We start from the raw sequence: 22,336 nt of genomic DNA on the forward strand, positions 1-22,336 counted from the left end.
ACCGACACGCCGCCCACCCGTGATCTGAACACCAGAGGCGCTACCGAGGTGGTTTAGCGCCTCTGGTGTTCAGATCACCAACAGCGCCACGTATCACGTGGTGACCAACGAGGAGCTTGACGCACTACGTCGACGCGCTCAGTGCTCACCGGTCCGTGGCGGGCCGAAGCTGCGGTGGGGGCAGCGCCAGGGCGGCACTGTTGGTCGTGGCCGTCTCCGCCAGCATCGACAGCGCCTTCTCGGGCGATTGCCGGTCCGCCGCCATCACCCGGCGAATCCGTGCCAGAACGTCATCGACCCAGGGGCTGGGAATCGGGTCCTGCCGGTTCTGTTCGGCGGAGCGCTCTGCCTGCTGGGCAGCCGCCGCTGCGGATGCCCGGTCGCCACGAACCAGATGCACGTACAGGAGTTCTTCGGCCACATTGATGTCGAGCACGTCGATCCCGTTGGCCGCGTCGCCGTCGATCCGCTCACGCAAGTGGAGAAGGTAACCGCCGAGGCTGCCGTAACGCGCAAAGAACGGCACGGCGTCCTCTTCAATGCGCTGGCGCACCTGTTCCATGATCGGCTCGTACCCCGTGACCGACTCCGGCTCATCCCAGGCTCCTTTGAGCGGGATTCCGCAGGAGAAGCCGCCCGGATCTGGACTGGCCAACAGTTGCACCATTACCTCGAGTCCGAACATCGACGGATCGTAGGTGGAGGGCTGGGCCACGACCTGTCGTACCGTCCAGCCGACGTCACCCTGCACAAGCGTGCCCCGGGCGAGCTGCCATTGTCCGGGTAGCTTCGGTAGCAGGAAACTGCGGACCGCACTTCCCCACCGGCGCCTGTCCACGTGATCGGCCTCCTCAGCACCGCACCGCGACGACCGGTACGTTCTTGTAGTTCTGCGGCAGGTTCGCGACCAGCTTGTTGTACCAGTCTTCTTCCAACCCCAACGAGCCGGTCTTCAGGTCGAGGAAAAGCTCCGGCCGGAGCCGATCCGCGCCAAAGACCACGTCCGGGACCTTGGTGTCCCTGAGCCAACCTTGGCGGCCTGTCACCTCATTACGCCATATGCGGGAGAGACGGCCGTTGAGGTATCCCACCTCGCTGAACAATTGGCTGGCCGCAGGCTCATTTTTGATCATCATGGCGAACCGACGATGGACCCGATCGCCCCAGGTCTTTTCGTCCTCGTTGGGTAACCTCCTGACCTCTCGGCAGGCTCGCTTGGCCAACTGGTCCACCCGGTCCCGGGCCGCCTGCTGGCGCGCGTTGAGGGTGGGTGGTTGTCCCTTCGGGAAGTATTCGTGCCCGGTACGCGGACCCGCGGTCCGATTGCGGATGAGCTGATTGGCAAGGTCCTTCGCCAGCTGCGCGATGTCGGCATCGACGACTGCCTGGGCTACTGCGGTGGCGGCGGCCCGAACAGTGTGGACCTTCGGGTTGCGGGCCGGCGGGATGTAGTAGTTGGCGCGACAGGTCACTCGACTGCTGCCGTTGGGCTTCATCGTCAGCGTCGATACGCAGGTGGCGACCGGCCGCCCGTCGAGGGTCATCCGGACAGTGACTCGCGCCTGCACCGGACGCGTGACGGAGACGTACGGCGAACTGTGCTTCGAGGTGGGCGAGACCGTGTTCTTGATCGTCAGGTTGGCGGTGCAACCGTTGGTGGTACAGGGCGCAAGAGTGACCGCGCCGCTGAGGCTGAAATTGATTTCCGAGTCGATCGAGTTCTTGAGATCCGTGACGTGTGCGTTGAGTTCGGTGACGAACTGCCTCAGCTCCGTCGGGCTCAGCTCGGTCAACCGCAGCTCAAGGCCATCGTCCTCGTCCCGCAAAGCGGCTAACAGGAGGCCGGTACGGCGACCGTTGAGCCCGGTGCCGCGGAATGTACCGCTCGGCAACAGCGCCGAACTGGCGGTGGAGATCCGCACTATCCGCTTCGGCTCGTCCCGGGTGATGTCGTAGACCGCCCCTGCGGCGCTGACCGGAATGACCGCTATCCCATCCACGGTCCGTGGCGGGCCGCGCACCGGTTCCGCATTCTCGCCAGCCATTCCGTCATCACTGATTCCGGGTGCGATGCTCTCGGCGAGCAGCGCTGGCGCGAGCACGTTCCCCAGGTCGAAGCCGAACATCTCGTCGGGCACCTTGACCCAGCGATTGGCGTATTCGGCGGTGGTCTGGGCGGTGGTGCCGGAGCTACGCCAGAAGGAAGCGTTGGCCTTGACGAAGGTCCGCTCGCCGGTATCGAGGGCTTCGATACGCTGCCCATCCACGGTCAGCCGTGCCGCTGTCCATCCCTGGTTCGTGACCCGGGCGTCGAGCTCCACCCGACCACGGTCGTAGTCGAACCATCCTTGGTAGCTGACCCCGGCCGTGTTCAGTAACGTCGAGGCCGCTTGGACCAGCTCGTTCTCCGCCGCCACCTGCTCCACCAGAGCGGGATCCACGCTGCTCGCGGCGCGATCCTTGGCAGTCCGGTAGAACCAACCGAGCGTACCGATCACGACGCACATCACCAGCGACACGACCACCAATCCACCGAGTCCAAGGAGGAGCGGCAGCTTGCTGCGGTTCCGCTGCGGCAACGGCGGCGGGTAAGGCGGCGGCACGAAAGACCGTGGAGGCGCGTAAGGCGGTGTCGGTGCGTAAGGCGGCGGCGGCGCGAGCGGCCGCTCCGGCGGCACGTACGGTCCCAACGGGGGTGTGTCGTTCACGATCGCTCCCATCCGTTGTGACCATTCGCCAGAAATCAGATAACCATGCGTACAAACATCAACACAATGAGCACAATCGGCAGGCTGTGGCGTCGGGCAGCCAACTGCCGGACACTGGTCACATGACGCGCAAGCCCCCGGTCGAAGACCCGCAGGACGACGACCCGACGGTCGGTCCCCCGCTGGACCACGCGGCCGGACTGCCCGCCGTACTCTCCGCCGTCCGGCACGGTGTCGCCCAGATGGGCACCCGCCGTACCGCGCTCACCCTGCTGCGGGTCAACCAGGCAGACGGCTTCGACTGCCCCGGCTGTGCCTGGCCGGAGCCGGACGCCAAGCATCGGCACGTCGCCGAGTTCTGCGAGAACGGGGCGAAGGCGGTGGCCGACGAGGCGACCGTACGCCGAATCGACCGGGCATTCTTCGCTCGGCACCCGATCTCCGACCTGGCCGGGCGCAGCGACTACTGGCTCGGCCAGCAGGGGCGGCTTACCGAACCGATGGTCAAACGACCGGGCTCGGACCACTACCAGCCAATCGCCTGGAACGACGCGTACGACCTGGTGGCCGGCGCGCTCCGCAAGCTCAACGCCCCCGACGAGGCGATCTTCTACACCTCCGGCCGGACCAGTAACGAGGCAGCGTTTCTCTACCAGCTCTTCGTACGCGCCTTCGGCACGAACAACCTGCCCGACTGCAGCAACATGTGTCACGAGTCCAGCGGGGCGGCGCTGACCGAGACGATCGGCATCGGCAAGGGCAGCGTCTCCCTCGACGACATCCACACCGCCGACCTGATCCTGGTGGTCGGGCAGAACCCCGGCACCAACCACCCGCGGATGCTGATGGCGCTGGACCGGGCCAAGCGCGCCGGCGCACGCATCGTGGCGGTGAACCCGCTGCCCGAGGCGGGACTCGGCCGGTTCGACAATCCGCAGACCGCAGCGGGGCTGCTCGGTCGGGGCAGCCACCTGGCCGACGAGTTCTGCCAGATCCGGGTCAACGGTGACCTGGCGTTCTTTCAGGCGCTCGGCCGGCTGCTGCTCGACGCCGAACAAGCCGCCCCCGGGACGGTGCTGGACCACGAGTTCATCGCCGAGCACTGCCACGGCTTCGAGGCGTACGCCGCGCACCTGGCAGAGCTTTCCTGGGCCGATGTCGCCGAGGCGACCGGGCTGACCCGGGACGAAATCGACCGGGTACACCAGCTCGTGCTGGGCTCCAGGCGGATCGTGGTCTGCTGGGCGATGGGGCTCACCCAGCACCGCAACTCCGTGGCGACGATCCGAGAGATCGTCAACTTCCTGCTGCTACGCGGCAATATCGGCCGACCCGGTGCCGGTGTCTGTCCGGTACGCGGACACAGCAACGTTCAGGGCGACCGGACGATGGGCATCAACGAGAAGCCACCGGCTGCCTTCCTCGACGCGCTCGAACGCGAGTTCCAGTTCTCCCCACCTCGCGCACACGGCTACGACGTGGTCGAGGCGATCCGGGCGATGCGCGACGGTCACGCCTCGGTCTTCTTCGCCGTCGGCGGCAACTTCGTCCGGGCCACTCCCGACACCGACGTGACCCGGGCCGCGCTGGCCCGCTGCGCGCTGACCGTGCAGGTCTCCACCAAACTCAACGGATCGCACGCGGCCGTGGGCGAGACCGCGCTGATCCTGCCGACGCTGGGGCGTACCGAGCGGGACGTGCAGGCCGGCGGGGCCCAGTTCGTCACGGTGGAAGACTCGATGAGCATGGTGCACGCCTCCCGGGGCCGGCTCGCCCCGGCGCACCCGGCACTACGCTCCGAGGTGGCGATCGTGTGTGAACTGGCCGAGCGGGTCCTCGGTGACCGGATGACAATTCCCTGGCGGGAGTTCATCGACGACTACGACCTGATCCGGGACCGGATCGCCCGGGTGGTCCCTGGCTTCACCGACTTCAACACCCGGGTACGCCAGCCGGGCGGCTTCCCACTGCCACACGGCCCCCGGGACAGCCGCACCTTCGGCACCACCACCGGTCGGGCCATGTTCACCGCCAACCGGCTCGACGTGCTCCGGGTGCCACCCGGACGGCTGATCCTGCAGACCCTGCGCTCGCACGACCAGTACAACACCACCGTGTACGGCCTGGACGACCGGTACCGTGGCGTCTCCGGCGGGCGGCGGGTGGTTTTCGTCAATCCGACAGACCTGGCCGAACGGCAGCTCGCCGACGGTGCGTACGTCGACATTGTCAGCGAGTGGCCCGACGGTGCCGGTGGCATCCAGGAACGCCGCGCGAAGCGGTTCCGGATCGTCGCCTACCCGACGGCGCAAGGTTGCGCTGCGGCGTACTTCCCCGAGGCAAACGTGCTGGTGCCGTTGGATTCGACCGCCGAAACCAGCAATACCCCGACCTCGAAGTCCATCGTGGTACGTCTTGAGCCAGCCGGACGGCGAGAAACGCCCCGTTAGATGGTTGGCGGCGTCTTGAAGAGCCCGACGACTTCGTCGGGGCGCAGCGCCCGTGTCCAGAGCCGAACATCATCGACATTGCCCCGCAGATAGTTGCTCGGCTCGCCGTTCCACTTCGCCCGGCCGATGGTGAGCGGGCCGGTCGCCCGCCACGGCTTGCCGATGGTCCGGGTGGCGCCCGGTACGCCGTTGACGTAGACCTGGATCTGCTTCGTCTTCGCGTCGTAGGTCCCCACCAGATGGGTCCATTCCGTGGTCACCGGCTCATTCGAGGTGGCCGTGACGTTGTCGACCGGATCGATGACGTCCGCCTCCATCCAGTTGAACGCCCACTTGCCGTGGAACCAGCTGTATTGCAGATAGAAGCCGCTCGCGTTGGTGCCGTCCTGGCCAACAGCTGCCATGGCCAGCTTGCCGGGAGAAACGGCGAGCTTCACCCAGGCAGACACCGAGTAGCTGGCAGTCGTATCCAGCATGGGCCCGGCCGTGGTGCAGTACTCGTTGCTGCCGTTGAGGTCGACCACCTCACCGCGAACCCCATCGGCATGCCAGTCCATGCCGTTGGGGCAATCTGCGGTAGCGACTTCCCGCTCGTCCACCGTGAGTTGCACCATGTCGGGAAGTTCGGGCAGAACCGGCGCGGCCTGCCCACGTTCTGGCTCCGGCCACAACACCGACACTGCGGCGACAAGTACGGCCGCCCCAGCGCCGAGTCCGGCAAGAACCGTCACCATTCGCGACTGCACGACTCTCCCAAGGTTCGATACTGACGTTGCGGGCGTTTCTGTTGAGCCAGCGGCGTGACCAACTGGGCGTGCCACTGCGTCGATCATCGGGGCCTATCCGACCGGGCTACGCCACGTAGCACCACGAACGCAGCGGGCCTCCGACCAGGTCACCACCGCAGGGCTGTCCCAGAAGACCACCACACCGACCCGGAAGCAGTAACCAACGTTCGGATCGAGCCCGTCGACGCGGAACTCACCGTTCCCGACAGGTACTGCCTCAACCCGGGACCGCATCCCGGCACCGGCGGCAACGACCTGAACCAGACGCTGTTCATTGCTCTGGTTCGAGCTGGCCCACCGCACTACCGCCGCCGTCTGCTCATCTCGGACCTCCACCTCGGTGGGGCGAGCATGATCCACCACCTGAGCCACCATCTCGGGGCTCATCGACCCGCTGGTCGTCCGAGGGATTTCGGCAACCGGGTCGTCATCGCGCAGCAGCGCGACGACACTCACCGTCAATGCCGCGATGGTTACCAACGCGGCGGCGATCACGAACTGTCTCCGGCCAGCCCGTTTCTCGGCCGGAGCGCCGGCGGCGACCACTGAAGCGGATTCAACTCGGTCCGCAGCGCTTTGGTGGTCGGTGTCGGTGTCGGTGTCGATGCCGGACAAGGTCCGATCTACCGGGGCAAGCAGCGCGCCGCAGGTGGGATTCACGCAGTACGAGCTGTCGCCCTGGTCGTCATGTCCACATGCGACGCATGTGACGTTGGCCATGGCGGAGATTCTGACACGAAACCCCGCTTCCCTCAGCCCGCCCCGGAAAGAATCGCCCACGGGCTCACCAGCGTGCTCGGATCGTTGCGCGGCTACCCGCCGACTATGTTTGGCGTTGTGCCCAGCAACACCGGTCGACAGCTCGTCGCCTCGAACAAACGTGCGTACCACGACTATGCCATCCTGCGCACGTACGAGGCTGGTCTGGTGCTGCGCGGCACCGAGGTCAAGTCGCTGCGGGCCGGCAGAGCTTCGCTGGTGGACGCATTCGCCCAGGAGCGCGACGGCGAACTGCTGCTTTACGGTCTGCACATCGCCGAATACGCCTACGGCACCTGGACCAACCACGCGCCCCGGCGGGTCCGGAAACTGCTCCTGCACCGGGTCGAGATCGACCGGATCCTGGCCAAGCTGCGGGAGCCGGGGCTGACGCTGGTACCGCTGTCGCTGTACTTCGCCGACGGCTGGGCGAAGGTCGAGATCGGCCTCGCTCGCGGCAAGCGCAGCTTCGACAAGCGCCAGGCGCTCGCCGAACGGGACGCCAACCGGGAAATCGCCCGGGAGATGGGTCGCCGGCTCAAGGGGAGCCGGCGACCTTCCTAACCGTTGGCGACAACCTGCTCCGCAGGCTGGCCGCTAAGCTGGCCGCCAAGCTGGCCACTGAGCTGGCCACTGAGCTGGCCACTGAGCTGTTCGGCCGGCTGTTCGGCCGGCTCCTCGACGGTGACGATCCGGGGCGCGGCGCTGGGACGGGGGGCCACCATCGGGTACTCCGCGGTCGCGCTCCCCCCGCCGGCGGCGGCAGCCATCACTGCGGCAGCGGCCAGGTCGGCCACCCGCTTCGCCTCTCGCTGCACCCGCGCCCGGACCTCCTTGGCGTGCCGCTCGGCCGTGTCCGCGGCACGACGCGTCTCGTCCAGCCGGTTCGCCTGGCTGGCGAGTTCCTGACGAACCTCGTCAAGCCGGTTCAGCAACTCGGTCAGTTCACGCTCGGCCGCGGTGCCCTCCTGACGCAACTGGTCAAGCTGCTGACTGGCGGTCTCCAGTTCGGTGCGCACCTGGGTCAACAGGTCGCACCGTTCCGTGATCTCCTGCTGCACCACGGTGAGTTGTTCCTGGTGGGCGGCGGCTTGCTCGTCCGCGTGTTGGCGTACCTCGGTCGCGTACTGCTGCGCCTGGTTGACCAGGGCATTGACCTCCTGTTCCACGACTGCCTGCTGGCTGGCCAGTTCCCGCTCCACCGCCGCCCGCTGCTCGGTCAACTCCTGTTCCACGGCACCCCGACGCTCGTTGAGTTCACGCTCGACGTTGGCCTGCCACTGGGTCAGTTCCTGGTGGCTCTTGCTGCGCGCGGCATCGATCTCCTGCTGGATCTGGGTACGCGCCGCCTTCGTCAACGCCTCGGCGGCGGACCGGGCCTGCTCCACCTGCTGCGCGCTCTGTTCGCTGACCCGCTTCGCCTCCTGCTGGGCCCGCTCGTACGCGGCCTCACCCTCGGTACGAAGCTTCTCCGCCGAGGCACGGATCTCGGCGAGTTCGGCCATCGCCTCGGTACGAACCTTCTCGGTGACCTTGTCCTGCTCGGCCCGTCGATTCGACAGCTCTTCCTCAAGGTCCCGGCGGGCCTGGGTGGACCGCTCCTGCGCCTCGATGAGTAGTCGTTCTGCTTCAGTCTCAAGGTCGCCCGCGCGCTGGGTCGCGGTAGCGATGATCAGCCCCGCCTGCTGCTCGGAGAGGGCCAGGATCTGGTCGACCGTCGGACCGAGGTCACGAAACGAGGCGCGGTCCACCCGGGCCGGCCGTTGGCTGAACTCGGTCAGTTCGGTCTTCATCTGGCCGAGTTGAGCGGTCAGGTCGCGAATGTGGCCAGCCGCTCGCTCCCGCTCTTTCGTGAGCATCGCGAGCTGGTTGTCCAACTGATCAAGATGCCGGTCGACCTGCCGTTTGTCATAGCCACGCAACGCAAGCTCGAAGCTCGGCCGCGAGGACATGCCTTCGCGTGCCGCGAACGGCTCTTCGCCGTTGGACATACGCCATCCTCCGTACGATCGCGAACGCGGACCGGTGGTTGGACCGGTCCGGGGGCCATGATGTGGCGCAACGCTACCGTTAACCCGGTGGGCCCCAGCGCTCCGCCCCAGCACATCGGGCGATGTCCGCCCGGCTGCCGCGAGGCTTCCGGGCCTGGACCGCCGCCCCGCATCTCCTGAGGGCGCGTCAGCCCCGGGATATTGTGCTCAAGTGGATCGGACGACGTTCGCCGAACGGTTGGTCAGCTCGGCGGAGGCGGCACGGCGCTTCGCGGGCACACTGGTGACGGAGGCGTTGCCAGCAGCGTTGGCCTTCCGGGTACGGCTCAATCGGTCGAACGACGCGCACGTCTCACCGCAGCCGGGCGAGGTCAGGTTTCCCCAGGACAGCAACCCGGACCGGGACCGGGCGCTGCGGTGGTGCGACGAGTCGGCGGTGGTCGACGTGTTGTGGCGCGATGGACGAGTGCCGGAATGGGTGAATCTGTCGGTCATCGACCGCACATCGACCGTAACCCTCGTCGAGGTGGTGTGCTGCGGGCGGTTCACCGACGACGAGTCCCGGCTGTACCACGTCCAGGAAGGGACGCCGCCGTTCCACGTACTCGGCCCGACGCTCCCGCCCGGACATGACGGCAGCCGGTTCAGCATCCATCAACGCAGCGAGTGTTGGGACCGGTCCGACGTGGATCGGCTCGCCGACGTGGCCGACAAGGTCTGGTCACTTGAGTTGCACACCGATGAGTTCGACGCACAGCTACTGTCCGCGCTACCGGCTCTTCCCGGGCTGGAACTCCTCGTGCACGCCACCTGCGCCCTGGGCGAGAACGCCTTCTCGGCCTTCCGCCGTTTTCCCCGGCTGCGGGTGCTACGGCTGCACCTGACGACGGTTTCGGCCTTCTCCGTGGGCACCGACGACACCTGCGACTCATTGACGTCGCTGACGATCGACAACCTCCCACCGCACCCGTGGGGATTCGCGCACCTGGCGCACGCCGCACCGGCCGTGACGGACCTGTCGCTGCACGCGTCGGACGTACTGTGGCTGGACGGCGAGTTCCCCGAGGGTGTTCGTACGGTGTGCCTGAGCGCCCCCCGTTTCGCGGGCGCTACTCGGCTGCCGGCCCGGCTGGACCAGTTGACCCTCCATATGCCGGAGGCCGACGACGGTGACGTCCTGGCACTGCTGGCCGGCGTCGTCGATCTTCGGTCCCTGACCCTGAGCGGGACGCCGATCACCGATGAACTCGCCCTGGCCCTTGCCCGACGGTTCGACCTGCACCACCTCAACGTCGTCGACACAGCGGTCACCGAAACGGCGCTCAGGGAGCTCTCCGGACAAAATCCGGGCCTTCGGCTGTTCCCCCGCCCGAAGCGGTAGCGGCGACGGGCCGACGAGGCCACACAGATCGATCGACACGCTTCTTTGAAAGAGCCTCCCGTCACCCCTAGCATGGCAGCGTCTTCGCGACCACAAACCGCTACGGAGAGAGGAGCTTCGATGAAACGTGTGTTGGCCGTTGTCTCGGCCCTCGCCACCGCCCTGGGCGCACTCTGGATACCCGCCCCGGCGCTGGCTGCAACCGTACGACCGGCGTTGCTGATCAACCGCGACTTCCCCGACCCGGACGTGTCCCGGTTCGGCGGCACCTACTACGCCTACTCCACCAACAGCGGACCGAACGTACCGGTGGCCACCGCCCCCGAGGCGGGCGGCCCGTGGACCGTACGCGGCGACGCGTTACCGCAGCTCGGCGCCTGGGCCAGCGGCGGACTGACCTGGGCACCTGACGTGTCCCAGCGGGCCGACGGTCGGTACCTGCTCTACTACACCGCGCGCAGCCAGGCGACTGGCCGGCAATGCATCGGCGCGGCGCTGGCCACCGGTCCGCTCGGTCCGTTCCAGCCGGTCGGCACCGCCCCGCTGGTCTGCAACGCTGGCGAGGGCGGCGACATCGACCCGGCGAGTTTCGTCGACGCCGATGGCCGCCGCCACCTGCTCTACAAGGACGACGGCAATGCGATCGGGCAGCCCACCTCGATCTGGCTACAGCCTGTCGCCGCCGACGGGTTGACCTTCCAGGGCGGCCGGACCGAGTTGCTGCGCAACGACCGTCCGGAGGAGGCCGGTGTGATCGAGGCTCCAGTGCTGGTCCGCCGCGCCTCGCAGTACGTGCTGTTCTACTCCGGCGGCTCGTACGGCAATTCTGGCTATCACACCAGCTACGCCGTTTCGCCGACGCTGACCGGGCGCTACGTGAAGGCCTACCGACCGTTGATCACCACCGGCACGGTGGACGGCGCGGTGAACGGGCCGGGTGGCGCGGACATCGACGTCGTCGGCGGCAACGTCTTCCTGCATGGTTGGCTGGCTGCGGGGGGCCGGGGCATGTACCGGGCCGACCTCGGGTGGGCCAACGACTACCCGGTGGTGCGTGGTAGCCGGGTCCGTACCGAGGCCGAGCGGGGCACGCTGCACAACGCGCAGGTACGCAGCAACGCCGTCAACGCCTCGCAGGCAGCGGTGGCCGCCTACATCGATTACGCCGACAGTTGGGTCGACCTGTCGGTGTACGTGCCTCGGGCCGGTTCGTACACGGTCCATGTCGCCTACGCCGCCGGATATGGCGACGCCCAACACACCATGACCGTCAACGGCGGTACGCAACTGGTGGTGAACTATCCCAACACCGGCTGGGACACCTACCGACAGGTGCCGGTCGGCGTGACGCTGAACGCCGGCTGGAACACCATCCGACTACAGCACCGCTCCCGCTGGGCCGAACTCGACTACATCGAGGTTGCCTGACCAAATATCGCGGTAGGGGCAGGTGGCCGAGATCGCGCCACCTGCCCCTACCGCCCGAATGGGCGAAGCGCAGCCGGTCAGCAGTAGCCGTTGACCGTGCCGTTCACCCCGGTCCAGAGGTAGGCATCGGAGACCCAACTGCCGTCGCTGAGCCGGTTCCACAGGGCGGTGGTGCCGTAACGGCCGGTGTGCGACGTGCCGTTGGCGGAGCAGGAGATGGTCACGGTGGCACCATCGCTCAATGATCCGATGGCACCGTAACCGGTGCCCGGACCGGAGCGCTTGGTCAGCGTGCCGCCGCCGTTGGCGTCGACGACTCCCTGGGTGAAGCCGAGTGCCCCGTAGTTGTAGATGGACCCGCCGATCCCGATCGAGGTCGAACCGTGCCGGGCCCCGCCCTGATAGGCGGCAGCACCGCTGTTGATCACCCATTTGCCGAGATCGTGGCCGGCGATCGGCACGTAGGCACTGTTCTGCCGTAGACCGAAGTGGACGTGCCGCCCGGTGGCGGACCCACCGCAGGTGACATCGGTGCCGGTGTAACCGAGGTAGGCCCCCTGGGCCACGGCCGTTCCGTTGGCCGAGATGTTGCTCCACAGGTGGTAGTAGTCAGTGGAGTAGCCACGGTCGTGGATGACCCGGACCCAGCCCTGACACATGGTGTACGCCGTACCGGCGCGAGCGGCACGGACCACCTCGTCGCCGCCGGCCAGGTCGATGGAGCTGAACGGGGCAGCACCTCCCCAGCCGTGCGGGCCGCCGGTGAGTCGCCAGGTCTGCCCGACCGCGAACGGCATTGCCATCCCGGTGCGGTAGTCGCCGTTGGCGTAGGTAACTCCCGGGCTGGTGGTGAAGACGTTCTTCTCCTGCTCGGTCACCAGCGGCGACTCGGCGGCCAAGGTGCTGAACCCTGCCTCACCGTCGAAGGCGGTCCGCCACGTGCCGCCTACGTTGCGAGCGAGGAAGACCGCGCCGACCGGGTGGGCGTCCGCCTCGTGTCCGGTAACCGCCACGGCGGTGCCGAAAGCCCAGCTGCCCGTTGCTCGGGCAACGGTGACCCGGACGTCCTCGGCGTGAACGGAACGGGCCGCCGCAAGGCTTTCCTTCTCCACCAGTTTCAGGGCGACCGCCTCGGTCACACCGACCACCCCGGTTCCGGGCACCGCCTGGCCAGCTGCTGGCCAGGCCAGCACTCCGCCACCCACCATCGCGGCAACGGCAACGGACGTCCACCGTCGCAATCGGGTCATGACACGCCTCCAGACATCGATCTGATCCACTTCGAGTGCTGCCACGGTAGAACAGCCATCGAAAGACGTCTACGGCTGACCGGGGTGTGCTGGCAAAAACCTTCGCATGCGCCCGTCATGTCGAGTGCAGGACAGATGCAAGGATCATGACAGGGCAGAATGACGGCATCGACCGTAACCGGCTGCTGGCCGGTCGACTGTTTCGCGACCACACTTCAGGAGTGGCCCCGTGCCTGACGATGACTCGTCGAGCCCTCTCGAACCGTACTCGACCCGGTTTCCCGCAGTGGATCCCTGGGCGGAGTCGGATCCGGCGATTGCCCATGGCGGACCAGCAATGGCCCCGAGCGCATCCGCCGAATCCGCTGCGTATATGGCGGACGGGACTGCTTCCGCCCCGGAACCGGCCCGACCGGCCCGCAAGGCGCGACTGTCTATGTTGCTCGCGCTGGTCGGCGTACTGACGGTCGGATCGCTCGTGGTGGCCGTTTCGCTGCTAGGGTCTTCCGACGACCCCAAGGACGGCCAGTCACCCAACAAGATGGCGGTCGCGGATCAGACAACGTCACCGACGGCAGTAGCATCGACGATCGCCACGTCTCCGTCAGCTTCGGCCAGCGCGAGCGCCACGCCCAAGACGACACGCACCGAAGGCAAGCCGGCCAACTCGAAATCGCCGACGGCCACCGCAGCATCCGCGCGAACCGGCACGCTGGTCAACGGTGGTTCCGGAAAGTGCCTGACCAGCGGCGGGCGCTACGTGGCAGTGAAGATACAAAGCTGCAACGCCTCGGCGAACCAGCAGTGGGAGCTCCGGCAGGACGGCACCCTCCGCTCCGGCGGGCTCTGCATGAGTCTGTCCGGAGGGGCTACCGGCAACCTCGCCAGAGTCATAGTGGACAAGTGTGACGGCACTCCAGATCAGCAGTTCCGCCTCAACTCGACCGATGACATTTATGTGCAACACGCCAAAGAGTGCCTGGACCTCTACGACAAGCAGGCCGCCGACGCTACGCCGATCGTGCTCCAGTCCTGTGTGGGCACGCCGAACCAGTCCTGGTACCTGAAGTAACTGGCTCGGCTGGCCACCACAGACGGCCAATCAGGCCATCGCGCTGCTCTCCTTGCGCAGTTTCGACGAGCCGGCACCGACCGACCAGCCCGCGACCCAGCGACTGCTGCTGGTCGGGCTGGTCCGGTCCGACAGGTGGTACCAGTCCATCCGGCAGTGCTGCGCGGTCACCTCGACCACGCCGTACCCGTGGCCGTCCACCTCGGTCCACCGCACGTGCCCGTTGGTGGTACGGATCAGACTGGCGGCCAAGGTGCTGAGCCCGTTGCCCGCCGGCAGACCAAGAAAGTCGTTGATGTTGTCGCTGGTCACCGACGGTACGACGAACTCTGCGGCAGCGGGGTTGGTCGTACCGGTCGCTCGGGTGGTCAGCTCGTTCGCCCAGGAGGTGTGGATGTCGCCGGTCAGGAAGACCACGTTGCTGGTCCCGGCGGCCCGTAGATGGTCGATCAACTCGTTGCGGTCGGCGTTGTAGCCGTCCCACTGGTCGGCGTTGATGACTCCGCCGTTCTCCGGGATGCCGAGTAGCTTGCCCAACGGCCCGAGCAGCCAGGCCGGCAGCGATCCGACGTCGAGCCGCGCGATCATCACCGGGTTGCCGACCAGCTTCCAGCGGGCGGTGGAACTGGTCAGGCCGTTCTTCAGCCAGGTCATCTGCGCCTCGCCGGTGATGGTCCGGTTCGGGTCGTCCACTCCGGTGCCGGACGACTGCTGAGACCGGTACGTCCGCAGGTCGAGCATGGACAGCTCGAGCAGCTGACCGAAGCGCAGTCGACGGTAGATCGCCCCGCCCGCCCCCACGCGTACCGGCATCCACTCGAAGTACGCCTGCCGCGCGGCGGCCAGGCGATCGACGTACGCCCCTTCTTCTCCCTCGGTGTGGTTGCCCGCCCCGCCAGCCCACTGGTCGTTGGCGACCTCGTGGTCGTCCCAGGTGATCACCCAGGGCACCGACGCGTGCAGCGCACGCAGGTCCGGGTCGGTCTTGTAGAGAGCGTGTCGGATCCGGTAGTCGGCCAGGGTGAGCACCTCGTGCGTGGGCTGCACCGGACGCACCACCTGCCCGCCGGCGTCGAACTCGCCGGTGCCGTACTCGTAGAGATAGTCGCCGAGGTGGACCACCAGGTTGAGGTCTCCCCGCTCGGCCAGGTGCCGGTAGGCGGAGAAATAGCCGGCCTCCCAGTTGGCGCAGGAGACCACTCCCATCCGCAGTCGGTCGATGGTGGCGTTGGTCGCCGGGGCCGTCATCGTCCGCGCGGTGGGCGACCAGGCATTGTCGTAGCCGAAGCGGTACCAGTAGGTGGTCGCCGCGGACAGGCCGGTCACCTCCACCTTGACGGTGTGGTCCCGGGCCGCTCCGGTGGTCACCGCGCCGCTGGCGACCACCGTTGCGAAGTCCGGGTCCCGGGCCACCTGCCAGCGGACCTGGACGTCCGGGCCGACGCCGGATCCGGGCAGCGCGTCGGCGGAGGGGGTGACCCGGGTCCAGAGCAGGATGCCGTCGGGCAGCGGATCGCCGGAGGCGACCCCGTGCCGGAAGGCGGTATCGGCAGCTTGGGCCGTGCCGGCGGCGAGCGTCGCGCCAGTGAGGACAGTTGCGCCGGCCGTCGCGCCGGCGATCTGGAGCAGCGTACGGCGATCAAGGGCGTTCGTCATGGTCTATATGTGTAGTGGTCGGAGACGAGCCCTCGCTACCCCCACCAGGACCCTTTTGCGAAAAGTTCTCACCAATTGGCAAAGTCGCTGCGAAGGACTTGCCCGGGTGGTGAACGGCGCGTGCCGCTGACCGGGTCTGCGGCGATCCCGGTCAGCGGCGCGCAACGCACCAGAAGCGAGTCGGTCAGCCGACGAGTTCCACGGTGGATAAGACGCCATCATCGGCCCTGACCCGAACCGGCGGCTTCGGCTGGCGCAGCACCACGAGGGTGATGAGGAAGGCGACGACGAGCAAGCCAGCCCCTGCGGCGAAGGCCAGATGGTAGCCGCCGGTCAACGCCACGGCTTCGCTCGCCCCCTCGGTGAGCAGGCTGTTGGTACGGGATGCGGCCAGGGTGGACAGCACCGCGATGCCCAGCGCCATGCCGACCTGCTGGGCTGTGTTGAACAGCCCGGAGACCAGCCCGGCGTCGTCGCGCCCGGCCCCGGACATGGCGAGCGCCGTCAACGCCGGCAGGGCGAGCCCGAAGCCGGCGGCAAGCAACATCACCGGCAGCAGGTCGATGAGGTAGTTCGCCCGTACCGGCACCCGGGTGAGAAGTCCCAGGACCCCGACCAGAAGGACAAGACCGGTCAACAGGACCCGACGCTCGCCGAAGCGGGCAATGAGCCGGGCGGATATTCCCAGGGAGACCGCACCGATGACGACCGCCGCCGGAAGCATCGCCAGGCCGGTCTCGGTGGCACCGTATCCGAGGACCCTCTGGAGGTAGAGAGCGACCAGGATCTGAAACGAGAACGTGGCGGCGACCATCAGGATCTGGACCAGGTTGGCACCGGAGACGTTCCGGGACCGGAAGATCCGTAGCGGCACGAGCGGGTTCTTCGCGGTGGCCTGACGGAGGACGAACGCGACGAGCAGGATCACGGCGAGGGCACCCAGGCCGAGCGTGTGCGCCGAGCTCAAGCCGTACTCCTCGATCTTGCTGACCGTGTAGATGCCCAGCACCAGACCGACCGTCACCAGGAGTGCACCGACGATGTCGGCCCCGGCGGCGAGGCCGAGTCCCCGATCGGCGGGCAGCACGGGTACGGCGAGCGCGAGCACCACGAGACCGATGGGCAGATTGATGAGGAAGATCCAGTTCCAGGTGAGCGCATCGGTGAGGAGGCCACCGAGTACCTGGCCGATCGTGGCACCGGCCGCACCGGTAAAACTGAAGACGGCGATCGCCCGGGCCCGTTCCCTGGTTTCGGTAAAGAGCGTGACCAGGATGCCCAGGCTTACCGCAGAGGCCATCGCACTGCCGACGCCCTGCAGGAACCGGGCGGCGATCAGCATGCCGGGCGTGGTGGCCGCGCCAGCCAGGAGCGAGGCCACGGTGAAGACCGCGGTGCCGGCCAGGAACATCCGCTTCCGGCCGAACAGGTCGCCGAGCCGCCCGGCCAGTAGCAACAGACCACCGAAGGCGATCAGGTACGCGTTGACCACCCAACCGAGACCGGCGGTGGAGAGGTCGAGGTCGTCCTGGATGGCCGGCATCGCCACGGTGACGATGCTGCCGTCCAGGATGACCATCAGCGTTGCGGTGGCGAGCACGCCGAGGGCCAGTTGCCGGGATCGGGAGGTAAGTGAGGTGGGCACGTTTTCTCTCCTGTCATACCGAGACACAGGAGAGACCGTAGCGGATAGTTCCGTTACAGACAATCTCTTTCGGCCCTACCGGTTCGGAATGCGCGGTGGCGTGGTCACTCCCCCGCCATCTCGGACCTCGGTGAGATCGCCGTACTGGCTGACCGCAGTCGTTGCGCCAGCTCGCCACAGCGCTGCCGGAGCTCCGGCGGGTCGAGCACCTCGAAGTCGTGCCCCAGCAGAAGCACGTGCATGAGCACGAAGTCGAGGCTGGCGGCACCACTGATCACCTCGCAGAGTTCGGCCCCGCGTTGCCGTACGACGGCTGCCGACGCCGGGACCTGCGCACGCACCGTGTCGGCTGGGGCGTACACGAGAAAGCGCGCCTGGTGCGGATAGACCCGAGCCGAGACCCCCTCCTGCACGTACGTCGCCGCATCCGGTGCCGTACGCCGATGGAAGCGCCAGGTCCGTGCGGCCACATCCGTCATCCGGTCGAGGCGGAAGCTGCGCCAGTCGTCGCGATCGAGGTCGTAGGCGAGCAGGTACCAGCGCCGATCGGAGGCGACCAGGCGGTGGGGCTCGACCCGCCGCCGTCGTACCTTGCCCCCGGACGGATAGTCGAAGCCGGCCTCCACTTCGTCCCGGCAGGCCCTGGCCAGCGTCATCAGCACCTCGGGGTCGACCGGCGGGCGGCCGCCGCCGAAGGACTCCACCGCGCTGGCGAGCATCCGCACCTCGTGCCGCAGCCGGGTGGGCAGCACCCGGTCGAGTTTGGTCAACGCGCGAAGCGCGGCGTCGCCGGCGCTGGCGACCCCGCCACCCGCGCCGGCGAGTAGCGCGACCGCGGTGGCGATCGCCTCCTCGTCGTCGAGCAGCAGCGGCGGCAGATCCTGCCCCGGGCCAAGCTGGTAGCCGCCGCCAACGCCCTGGCTGGCCTGCACCGGATAGCCGAGCGTACGCAGCCGGTCCACATCACGCCGTACCGTCCGGGGCGTGACGCCAAGCCGCTCGGCGAGTTCGGGACCGGTCCAGACCCGGCGCTGCTGTAACAGCCCGAGCAGAGTGAGCACTCGTTCCGTCGTACCCCGCGCGTCTGCGCCCGCCACGTCCACGTCGTCCACCTTGTCAGAGATAGCGGACCGATCCTGTCCGCCAGGGATGTCAGGGTGTCCCCATGGACGCAGACGCACTCGACTGGAATCGGACACTGCGCGAGCAGTTGGCGTTCCACTGGAACCATCAGCTCCGAAGCCGCCTGGATGGCCTCACCGACGACGAGTACTTCTGGTCACCCGTGCCGGGCGCTTGGAGCGTACGGCCGCGCGGCAGTTCGACGGCGCCCACCCGGACTGACACCAGGACTTTCACAATCGAATACGCCTACCCCGCGCCGGTCCCCACTCCCTTCACCACGATCGCCTGGCGACTCGGTCACGTCATCGTCAGCGTGCTCGCCGCGCGCAACGCGGCGCACTTCGGCGCGCCAGCGGCGTCGTACGAGACCTGGGAGTACGCCGGCGACGCGGCCGCCGCCCTCGACCAGCTCGACACCCAACTAGCCATCTGGCTGGCCGGGGTACGCGGCCTCGGCGAGGCCGGGCTCCACGTCCCGGTCGGTGAGAAGGAGCCCTTCCCCGAGCTGTCCATGGCCGATCTGGTGCTGCACATCCACCGCGAGCTGATCCACCACCTGTCCGAGGTCTGCCTGCTGCGCGACCTCTACCTGCACACGAAACCCACTACGAACGGAGCGTCCCGATGAGCCGCGATTTCCAGGTCACCTTCGACGCCCACGACCCGTGGACACTGTCGTCCTTCTGGCGTGACGCGCTGGGCTACGTCCACCCCGGGCCGCCCGGAGTCGACCTGCCCGAGGACGCCGACCCGCTGGCCGCGTGGAACGACTTCCTAGCCCGGATCGGCGTACCGGAGGAGCAACGCAACACGAGATCGGCCATCGAGGACCCGGACGGGCACCGCCCCCGGCTCTTCTTCCAGCAGGTACCCGAGGGCAAGAAGGCCAAGAACCGCGTCCACCTCGACGTCCGTGCCGCTCCCGGGTTGCAGGGCGAGGAGCGGATGGCGGCGTTGGAGGTCGAGTGCGACCGGCTGGTCGCACTGGGTGCGACGCGGGTCCGCCGCCATGAACCCGCTCCCCCGATGAGTGCCGGCTTCATCGTGATGACCGACCCCGAAGGCAACGAATTCTGTCTGGACTGACGACCTCCGGGTATCAGCCCTGGACGTCAGCCCTGCTGGCGGGCCCGCCGAATCGCCTGAGGGCTCTCCACCGGAGTAGACAGATGGCCGTTGACCAGGCGGTTCATCGCCCGCAGGAGAACCGTCCGCTCGTCGTCGGGCAGCGTCGCCAGCGCCTCCCGATGTACCCGGTCGACGATCTCCTGACTACGTGCGGCGACCCGCGCGCCTTCTTCGGTGACCGCGATGATCCGGGCTCGCCGGTCGGTGGCCGAGGGGCGCCGCTCGGCGAGGCCGGCCTGCTCCAACGCGTCGACCGTCACCACCATCGTGGTCTTGTCCATGTCGCCGATCTCGGCGAGCTGGATCTGGGTGCGCTCCTCCTCCAGGGCGTGCACCAGCACGCAGTGCATCCGTGCGGTGAGCCCGATCTCGGCGAGCGCGGCAGCCATCCGGCTGCGTAGGGCATGGCTGGTGCGGTCCAGCAGGAACGACAGGTCCGGTTCGGTACGGTCGGGGGCCATCGCGGTCATGCCCCCAGGATACCGACATCGTTCGGTTACGGATTATCTCTCGTCCGACTTGTCGAAGTCATTGCGGCGGAACGCACCGGGGGGAGGACACCTGCGTGTCCTCCCCCCGGCGTGCTGCGCAGGACTCAGCCGCGTGGGCCGCGTGCCCCCACGGTCTCGAACTCGCCTCCAGCGTCGTCGACGTCGGTCCCGCCCTCGCGGGTCGGCGAGGTAGCGACGACCTCACCCTTGTCGATCGTGCTCCGCAGGATGATCGGCTTGAACAGCAACGCCGCAACGATGCCGAGTACGGCGATGCCAGCCGAGATCAGGAAGATGTGCCCGGTGGCGTCCCCGTAGGCGGCCCGGACGATGTGCTGCATCGCCTCGGGCAACTCGGCGAGGTTGAGGTTGCTGGCACCGCTGCTTCCGCTGTTGGCGGGCACTCCGGCGGCGGCCAGCTCCCGGGTGATGTTGTCGCTCACCCGGCGGGCCAGGACGGCACCGAGAACGGACACCCCGATGGTCCCGCCGAGGGACCGGAAGAAGGCGACCGAGGAGCTGGCTGCTCCGAGGTCCCGCAACTCGACGTCGTTCTGCACGGCGAGGACGAGGTTCTGCATGGACATACCGACGCCGACCCCGACCAGCAGCATGCCGCCACCCACGTAGACCAGCGAGGTCGCGTGGTCGATGGTGGACAGTACCGCGAACCCGACCACCAGGATGATCGTGCCGGCCACGATGTACGGCTTGATCTTGCCGGTACGGCTGATGAGCTGCCCCGAGATGGTGGACGAGAACAGCACACCGACCATCATCGGAATGGTCAACAGTCCGGCCTCGGTCGGGCTGTAGCCCCGGCCGATCTGGAAGTACTGACCGAGGAAGACCGCCCCACCGAACATGGCCATACCCACAGCGAGGCTGCCCAGGATGGCGAGCGCGGTGGTCCGTCGGCGGACGATGTGCAGCGGCACGATCGGCTCGGCAGCCCGGGACTCCACCCAGACGGCGATGGCAAGGATGACCAGCCCCGCACCGACCATGAGGGCGGTCTGCCACGACGCCCAAGCGAACGAGGAGTCAACGAACGAGACCCAGATCAGCAGAATGCTGACGCCGGCCGCGATCAGGGCGGCACCAAGGAAGTCGATCTTCACGTTGGCACGGCGGACGCTGGTCAGGTGCAGGGTCTTCTGCAGCACCGCGAGGGCGATGACCGAGACCGGTACGCCGATGAAGAAGCACCACCGCCAGCCAAGCCAGGAGTCCACGATGAGGCCGCCCAACAGCGGGCCGCCGACCGTCGAAACGGCCATCACCCCACCCAGGAGACCGTTGTAGCGACCCCGTTCCCGGGGCGGGATCATCGCGGCGATCGCGACCTGGACAAGGGCCTGCAGGCCGCCGACGCCAATACCCTGGAAGGCCCGCGCGCCGATCAGCTGCCCTGCGTCCTGGGACAGGCCGGCAAGCAGTGACCCGATGATGAAGATGACGATGGAGATCTGCACCAACAGTTTCTTGCTGTACAAATCGGAGAGCTTGCCCCAGATCGGGGTGGTCACCGTGGCTGCGAGCAGGGTCGCGGTCACCACCCAGGTGTAATGGCTCTGGCTGCCGTTGAGCGCCCCGATGATCCTTGGCAGTGCGGTGGAGACGATAGTTCCACTGATCATCGAGACGAACAGAACCAGTAGCAGTCCGGCGAAGGCCTCCTTGACCTGACGAGGACTCATCTCCGCGTCGTCAGGTTTCATGGTTGCCGGTACGCTCATCGATAAGACTCCATGTTCATCGTGTCGTGCAATGTCTGGCGATGCCGACCGCCGGGCTCAGCGTCGGATAGCTCCAGGGCCTCCGGCGCAGGGTTGGGCAGCTCCGGGGTCTCCGGATCAGGGCCGCACGTCCGCCGTCCCGGGCAACGATCGAGATAGCCGTCAAGCTCGTTGGTAAAGCGCTGCAACAGGGCGATGAAGGTAGTCACATCGTCGGGACTCCACCTGCTGAGCGTGTCGCGAAACAACTCGTCGTACCACTGATCTGCAGTGGCGAGGATGGCTCGGCCGGCATCGGTCACGGTAAGAAAATGAGCCCGCTTGTCTGCCGGATCCTCCTCGCGCCGCACGAGCCCGAGTCGCACCAGAGCACCAACCGCCCGACTGATCGTCGACGGATTTACCGCAAATCGGTTGGCAAGGTCTTTACTGTGACATCCTCCGGTGGCCGCCCGCGCCACCGAAACCTTCTCGACGGTACTCAGCACGCCCACCAAGCCGGGCGACAGCGCCGCCAACTCCCCCTGCGCCACCTGGTGCCGCAATGGCCGCAGCACCTTGAACAGGTCACGCAACTGCTCACGCAGCTCTTCACCGGCATCTTTTGCCCCAGCCGAGGCCATTTCGCCCCCTCCCCCGGACTTGGTTGCCACAAGCAACTATCCACGAATCTTGCCCAGCCGGCAAATTTTCTCAGCATGCAAGTTTGAGACCTGGGTAACCTG

The 22,336-nt window shown here is 67.4% G+C and carries 19 protein-coding genes; 7 read left to right on the top strand and 12 right to left on the bottom strand.

Annotation, left to right across the window (positions count from 1 at the left end; genetic code table 11):
• Window positions 1–145 precede the first annotated feature (145 nt).
• Both ACWDV4_RS13970 and ACWDV4_RS13975 read right to left on the bottom strand, forming a co-directional pair.
• Complete coding sequence (locus ACWDV4_RS13970; RefSeq protein ID WP_449978116.1) at window positions 146–715, bottom strand: hypothetical protein; 570 nt, start codon at window positions 713–715, stop codon at window positions 146–148.
• Window positions 716–851: 136 nt separating this feature from the next.
• Entirely contained in the window at window positions 852–2,519 is a 1,668-nt protein-coding gene (locus tag ACWDV4_RS13975) for a hypothetical protein (protein ID WP_449978118.1), read from the bottom strand.
• 311 nt (window positions 2,520–2,830) lie between these two features.
• On the opposite strand from ACWDV4_RS13975, the gene ACWDV4_RS13980 reads away from it, so the two are divergent.
• The gene (locus tag ACWDV4_RS13980; RefSeq protein WP_449978119.1) at window positions 2,831–5,158 is read left to right on the top strand and encodes an FdhF/YdeP family oxidoreductase; all 2,328 of its coding nucleotides are present in this window, start codon (window positions 2,831–2,833) and stop codon (window positions 5,156–5,158) included.
• Here ACWDV4_RS13980 and ACWDV4_RS13985 read toward each other — a convergent pair.
• Entirely contained in the window at window positions 5,155–5,904 is a 750-nt protein-coding gene (locus ACWDV4_RS13985; protein ID WP_449978121.1) for a LamG domain-containing protein, read from the bottom strand. The two genes, ACWDV4_RS13980 and ACWDV4_RS13985, sit on opposite strands and share 4 nt — an antisense overlap.
• 93 nt (window positions 5,905–5,997) lie before the next feature.
• Window positions 5,998–6,666 (bottom strand): fibronectin type III domain-containing protein, encoded by a 669-nt coding sequence (locus tag ACWDV4_RS13990; RefSeq protein ID WP_449978123.1) that lies wholly within the window; start codon window positions 6,664–6,666, stop codon window positions 5,998–6,000.
• Window positions 6,667–6,783: 117 nt separating this feature from the next.
• On the opposite strand from ACWDV4_RS13990, the gene smpB reads away from it, so the two are divergent.
• Window positions 6,784–7,269 (top strand): SsrA-binding protein SmpB, encoded by a 486-nt coding sequence (gene smpB, locus ACWDV4_RS13995; protein WP_449978126.1) that lies wholly within the window; start codon window positions 6,784–6,786, stop codon window positions 7,267–7,269.
• Here smpB and ACWDV4_RS14000 read toward each other — a convergent pair.
• Window positions 7,266–8,696, bottom strand: coding sequence for a DivIVA domain-containing protein (locus tag ACWDV4_RS14000; protein WP_449978128.1), 1,431 nt, complete (start codon window positions 8,694–8,696; stop codon window positions 7,266–7,268). The two genes, smpB and ACWDV4_RS14000, sit on opposite strands and share 4 nt — an antisense overlap.
• A 211-nt stretch (window positions 8,697–8,907) precedes the next feature.
• Between ACWDV4_RS14000 and ACWDV4_RS14005 the strand changes: the two genes are divergently transcribed.
• On the top strand, window positions 8,908–10,077 hold the full coding sequence (locus ACWDV4_RS14005; protein ID WP_449978131.1) for a hypothetical protein: 1,170 nt from the start codon (window positions 8,908–8,910) through the stop codon (window positions 10,075–10,077).
• A 120-nt stretch (window positions 10,078–10,197) separates the two neighbouring features.
• On the top strand, window positions 10,198–11,505 hold the full coding sequence (locus ACWDV4_RS14010; RefSeq protein WP_449978133.1) for a family 43 glycosylhydrolase: 1,308 nt from the start codon (window positions 10,198–10,200) through the stop codon (window positions 11,503–11,505).
• 77 nt (window positions 11,506–11,582) lie between these two features.
• Here the strand turns inward: ACWDV4_RS14010 and ACWDV4_RS14015 are convergent, their stop codons facing one another.
• Window positions 11,583–12,755, bottom strand: coding sequence for a peptidoglycan DD-metalloendopeptidase family protein (locus tag ACWDV4_RS14015; RefSeq protein WP_449978134.1), 1,173 nt, complete (start codon window positions 12,753–12,755; stop codon window positions 11,583–11,585).
• Between the two features lie 436 nt (window positions 12,756–13,191).
• On the opposite strand from ACWDV4_RS14015, the gene ACWDV4_RS14020 reads away from it, so the two are divergent.
• The gene (locus tag ACWDV4_RS14020; RefSeq protein WP_449978136.1) at window positions 13,192–13,827 is read left to right on the top strand and encodes an RICIN domain-containing protein; all 636 of its coding nucleotides are present in this window, start codon (window positions 13,192–13,194) and stop codon (window positions 13,825–13,827) included.
• A gap of 30 nt (window positions 13,828–13,857) precedes the next feature.
• Here the strand turns inward: ACWDV4_RS14020 and ACWDV4_RS14025 are convergent, their stop codons facing one another.
• From ACWDV4_RS14025 to ACWDV4_RS14035, 3 genes are all read right to left on the bottom strand, one after another.
• A complete protein-coding gene (locus tag ACWDV4_RS14025; RefSeq protein WP_449978138.1) occupies window positions 13,858–15,483 on the bottom strand; it encodes an alkaline phosphatase D family protein in 1,626 nt (541 codons plus the stop codon).
• Between the two features lie 184 nt (window positions 15,484–15,667).
• Window positions 15,668–17,128, bottom strand: coding sequence for a DHA2 family efflux MFS transporter permease subunit (locus ACWDV4_RS14030; RefSeq protein ID WP_449978141.1), 1,461 nt, complete (start codon window positions 17,126–17,128; stop codon window positions 15,668–15,670).
• A gap of 104 nt (window positions 17,129–17,232) precedes the next feature.
• Window positions 17,233–18,231, bottom strand: a complete 999-nt coding sequence (locus ACWDV4_RS14035) for a helix-turn-helix transcriptional regulator (RefSeq protein ID WP_449978143.1) — start codon at window positions 18,229–18,231, stop codon at window positions 17,233–17,235.
• Between the two features lie 62 nt (window positions 18,232–18,293).
• Between ACWDV4_RS14035 and ACWDV4_RS14040 the strand changes: the two genes are divergently transcribed.
• Both ACWDV4_RS14040 and ACWDV4_RS14045 read left to right on the top strand, forming a co-directional pair.
• On the top strand, window positions 18,294–18,881 hold the full coding sequence (locus ACWDV4_RS14040) for a DinB family protein (RefSeq protein WP_449978145.1): 588 nt from the start codon (window positions 18,294–18,296) through the stop codon (window positions 18,879–18,881).
• Window positions 18,878–19,339: a VOC family protein gene (locus ACWDV4_RS14045; RefSeq protein WP_449978147.1), complete on the top strand. Its 462-nt coding sequence runs from the start codon at window positions 18,878–18,880 to the stop codon at window positions 19,337–19,339. Before ACWDV4_RS14040 ends, ACWDV4_RS14045 begins: the two co-directional genes overlap by 4 nt.
• Window positions 19,340–19,365: 26 nt before the next feature.
• On the opposite strand, the gene ACWDV4_RS14050 is transcribed toward ACWDV4_RS14045, so the two are convergent.
• The 3 genes from ACWDV4_RS14050 to ACWDV4_RS14060 all read right to left on the bottom strand — a co-directional run bounded on the left by ACWDV4_RS14050 (window position 19,366) and on the right by ACWDV4_RS14060 (window position 22,234).
• Entirely contained in the window at window positions 19,366–19,851 is a 486-nt protein-coding gene (locus ACWDV4_RS14050) for a MarR family winged helix-turn-helix transcriptional regulator (RefSeq protein WP_449978150.1), read from the bottom strand.
• A 125-nt stretch (window positions 19,852–19,976) separates the two neighbouring features.
• A complete protein-coding gene (locus tag ACWDV4_RS14055) occupies window positions 19,977–21,611 on the bottom strand; it encodes an MDR family MFS transporter (RefSeq protein ID WP_449978152.1) in 1,635 nt (544 codons plus the stop codon).
• On the bottom strand, window positions 21,608–22,234 hold the full coding sequence (locus tag ACWDV4_RS14060; RefSeq protein WP_449978155.1) for a MarR family winged helix-turn-helix transcriptional regulator: 627 nt from the start codon (window positions 22,232–22,234) through the stop codon (window positions 21,608–21,610). The genes ACWDV4_RS14055 and ACWDV4_RS14060 overlap by 4 nt, the downstream gene beginning before the upstream one ends.
• Window positions 22,235–22,336: the final 102 nt, after the last annotated feature.

The sequence above is a fragment of the Micromonospora sp. NPDC003197 genome, from assembly GCF_053590565.1.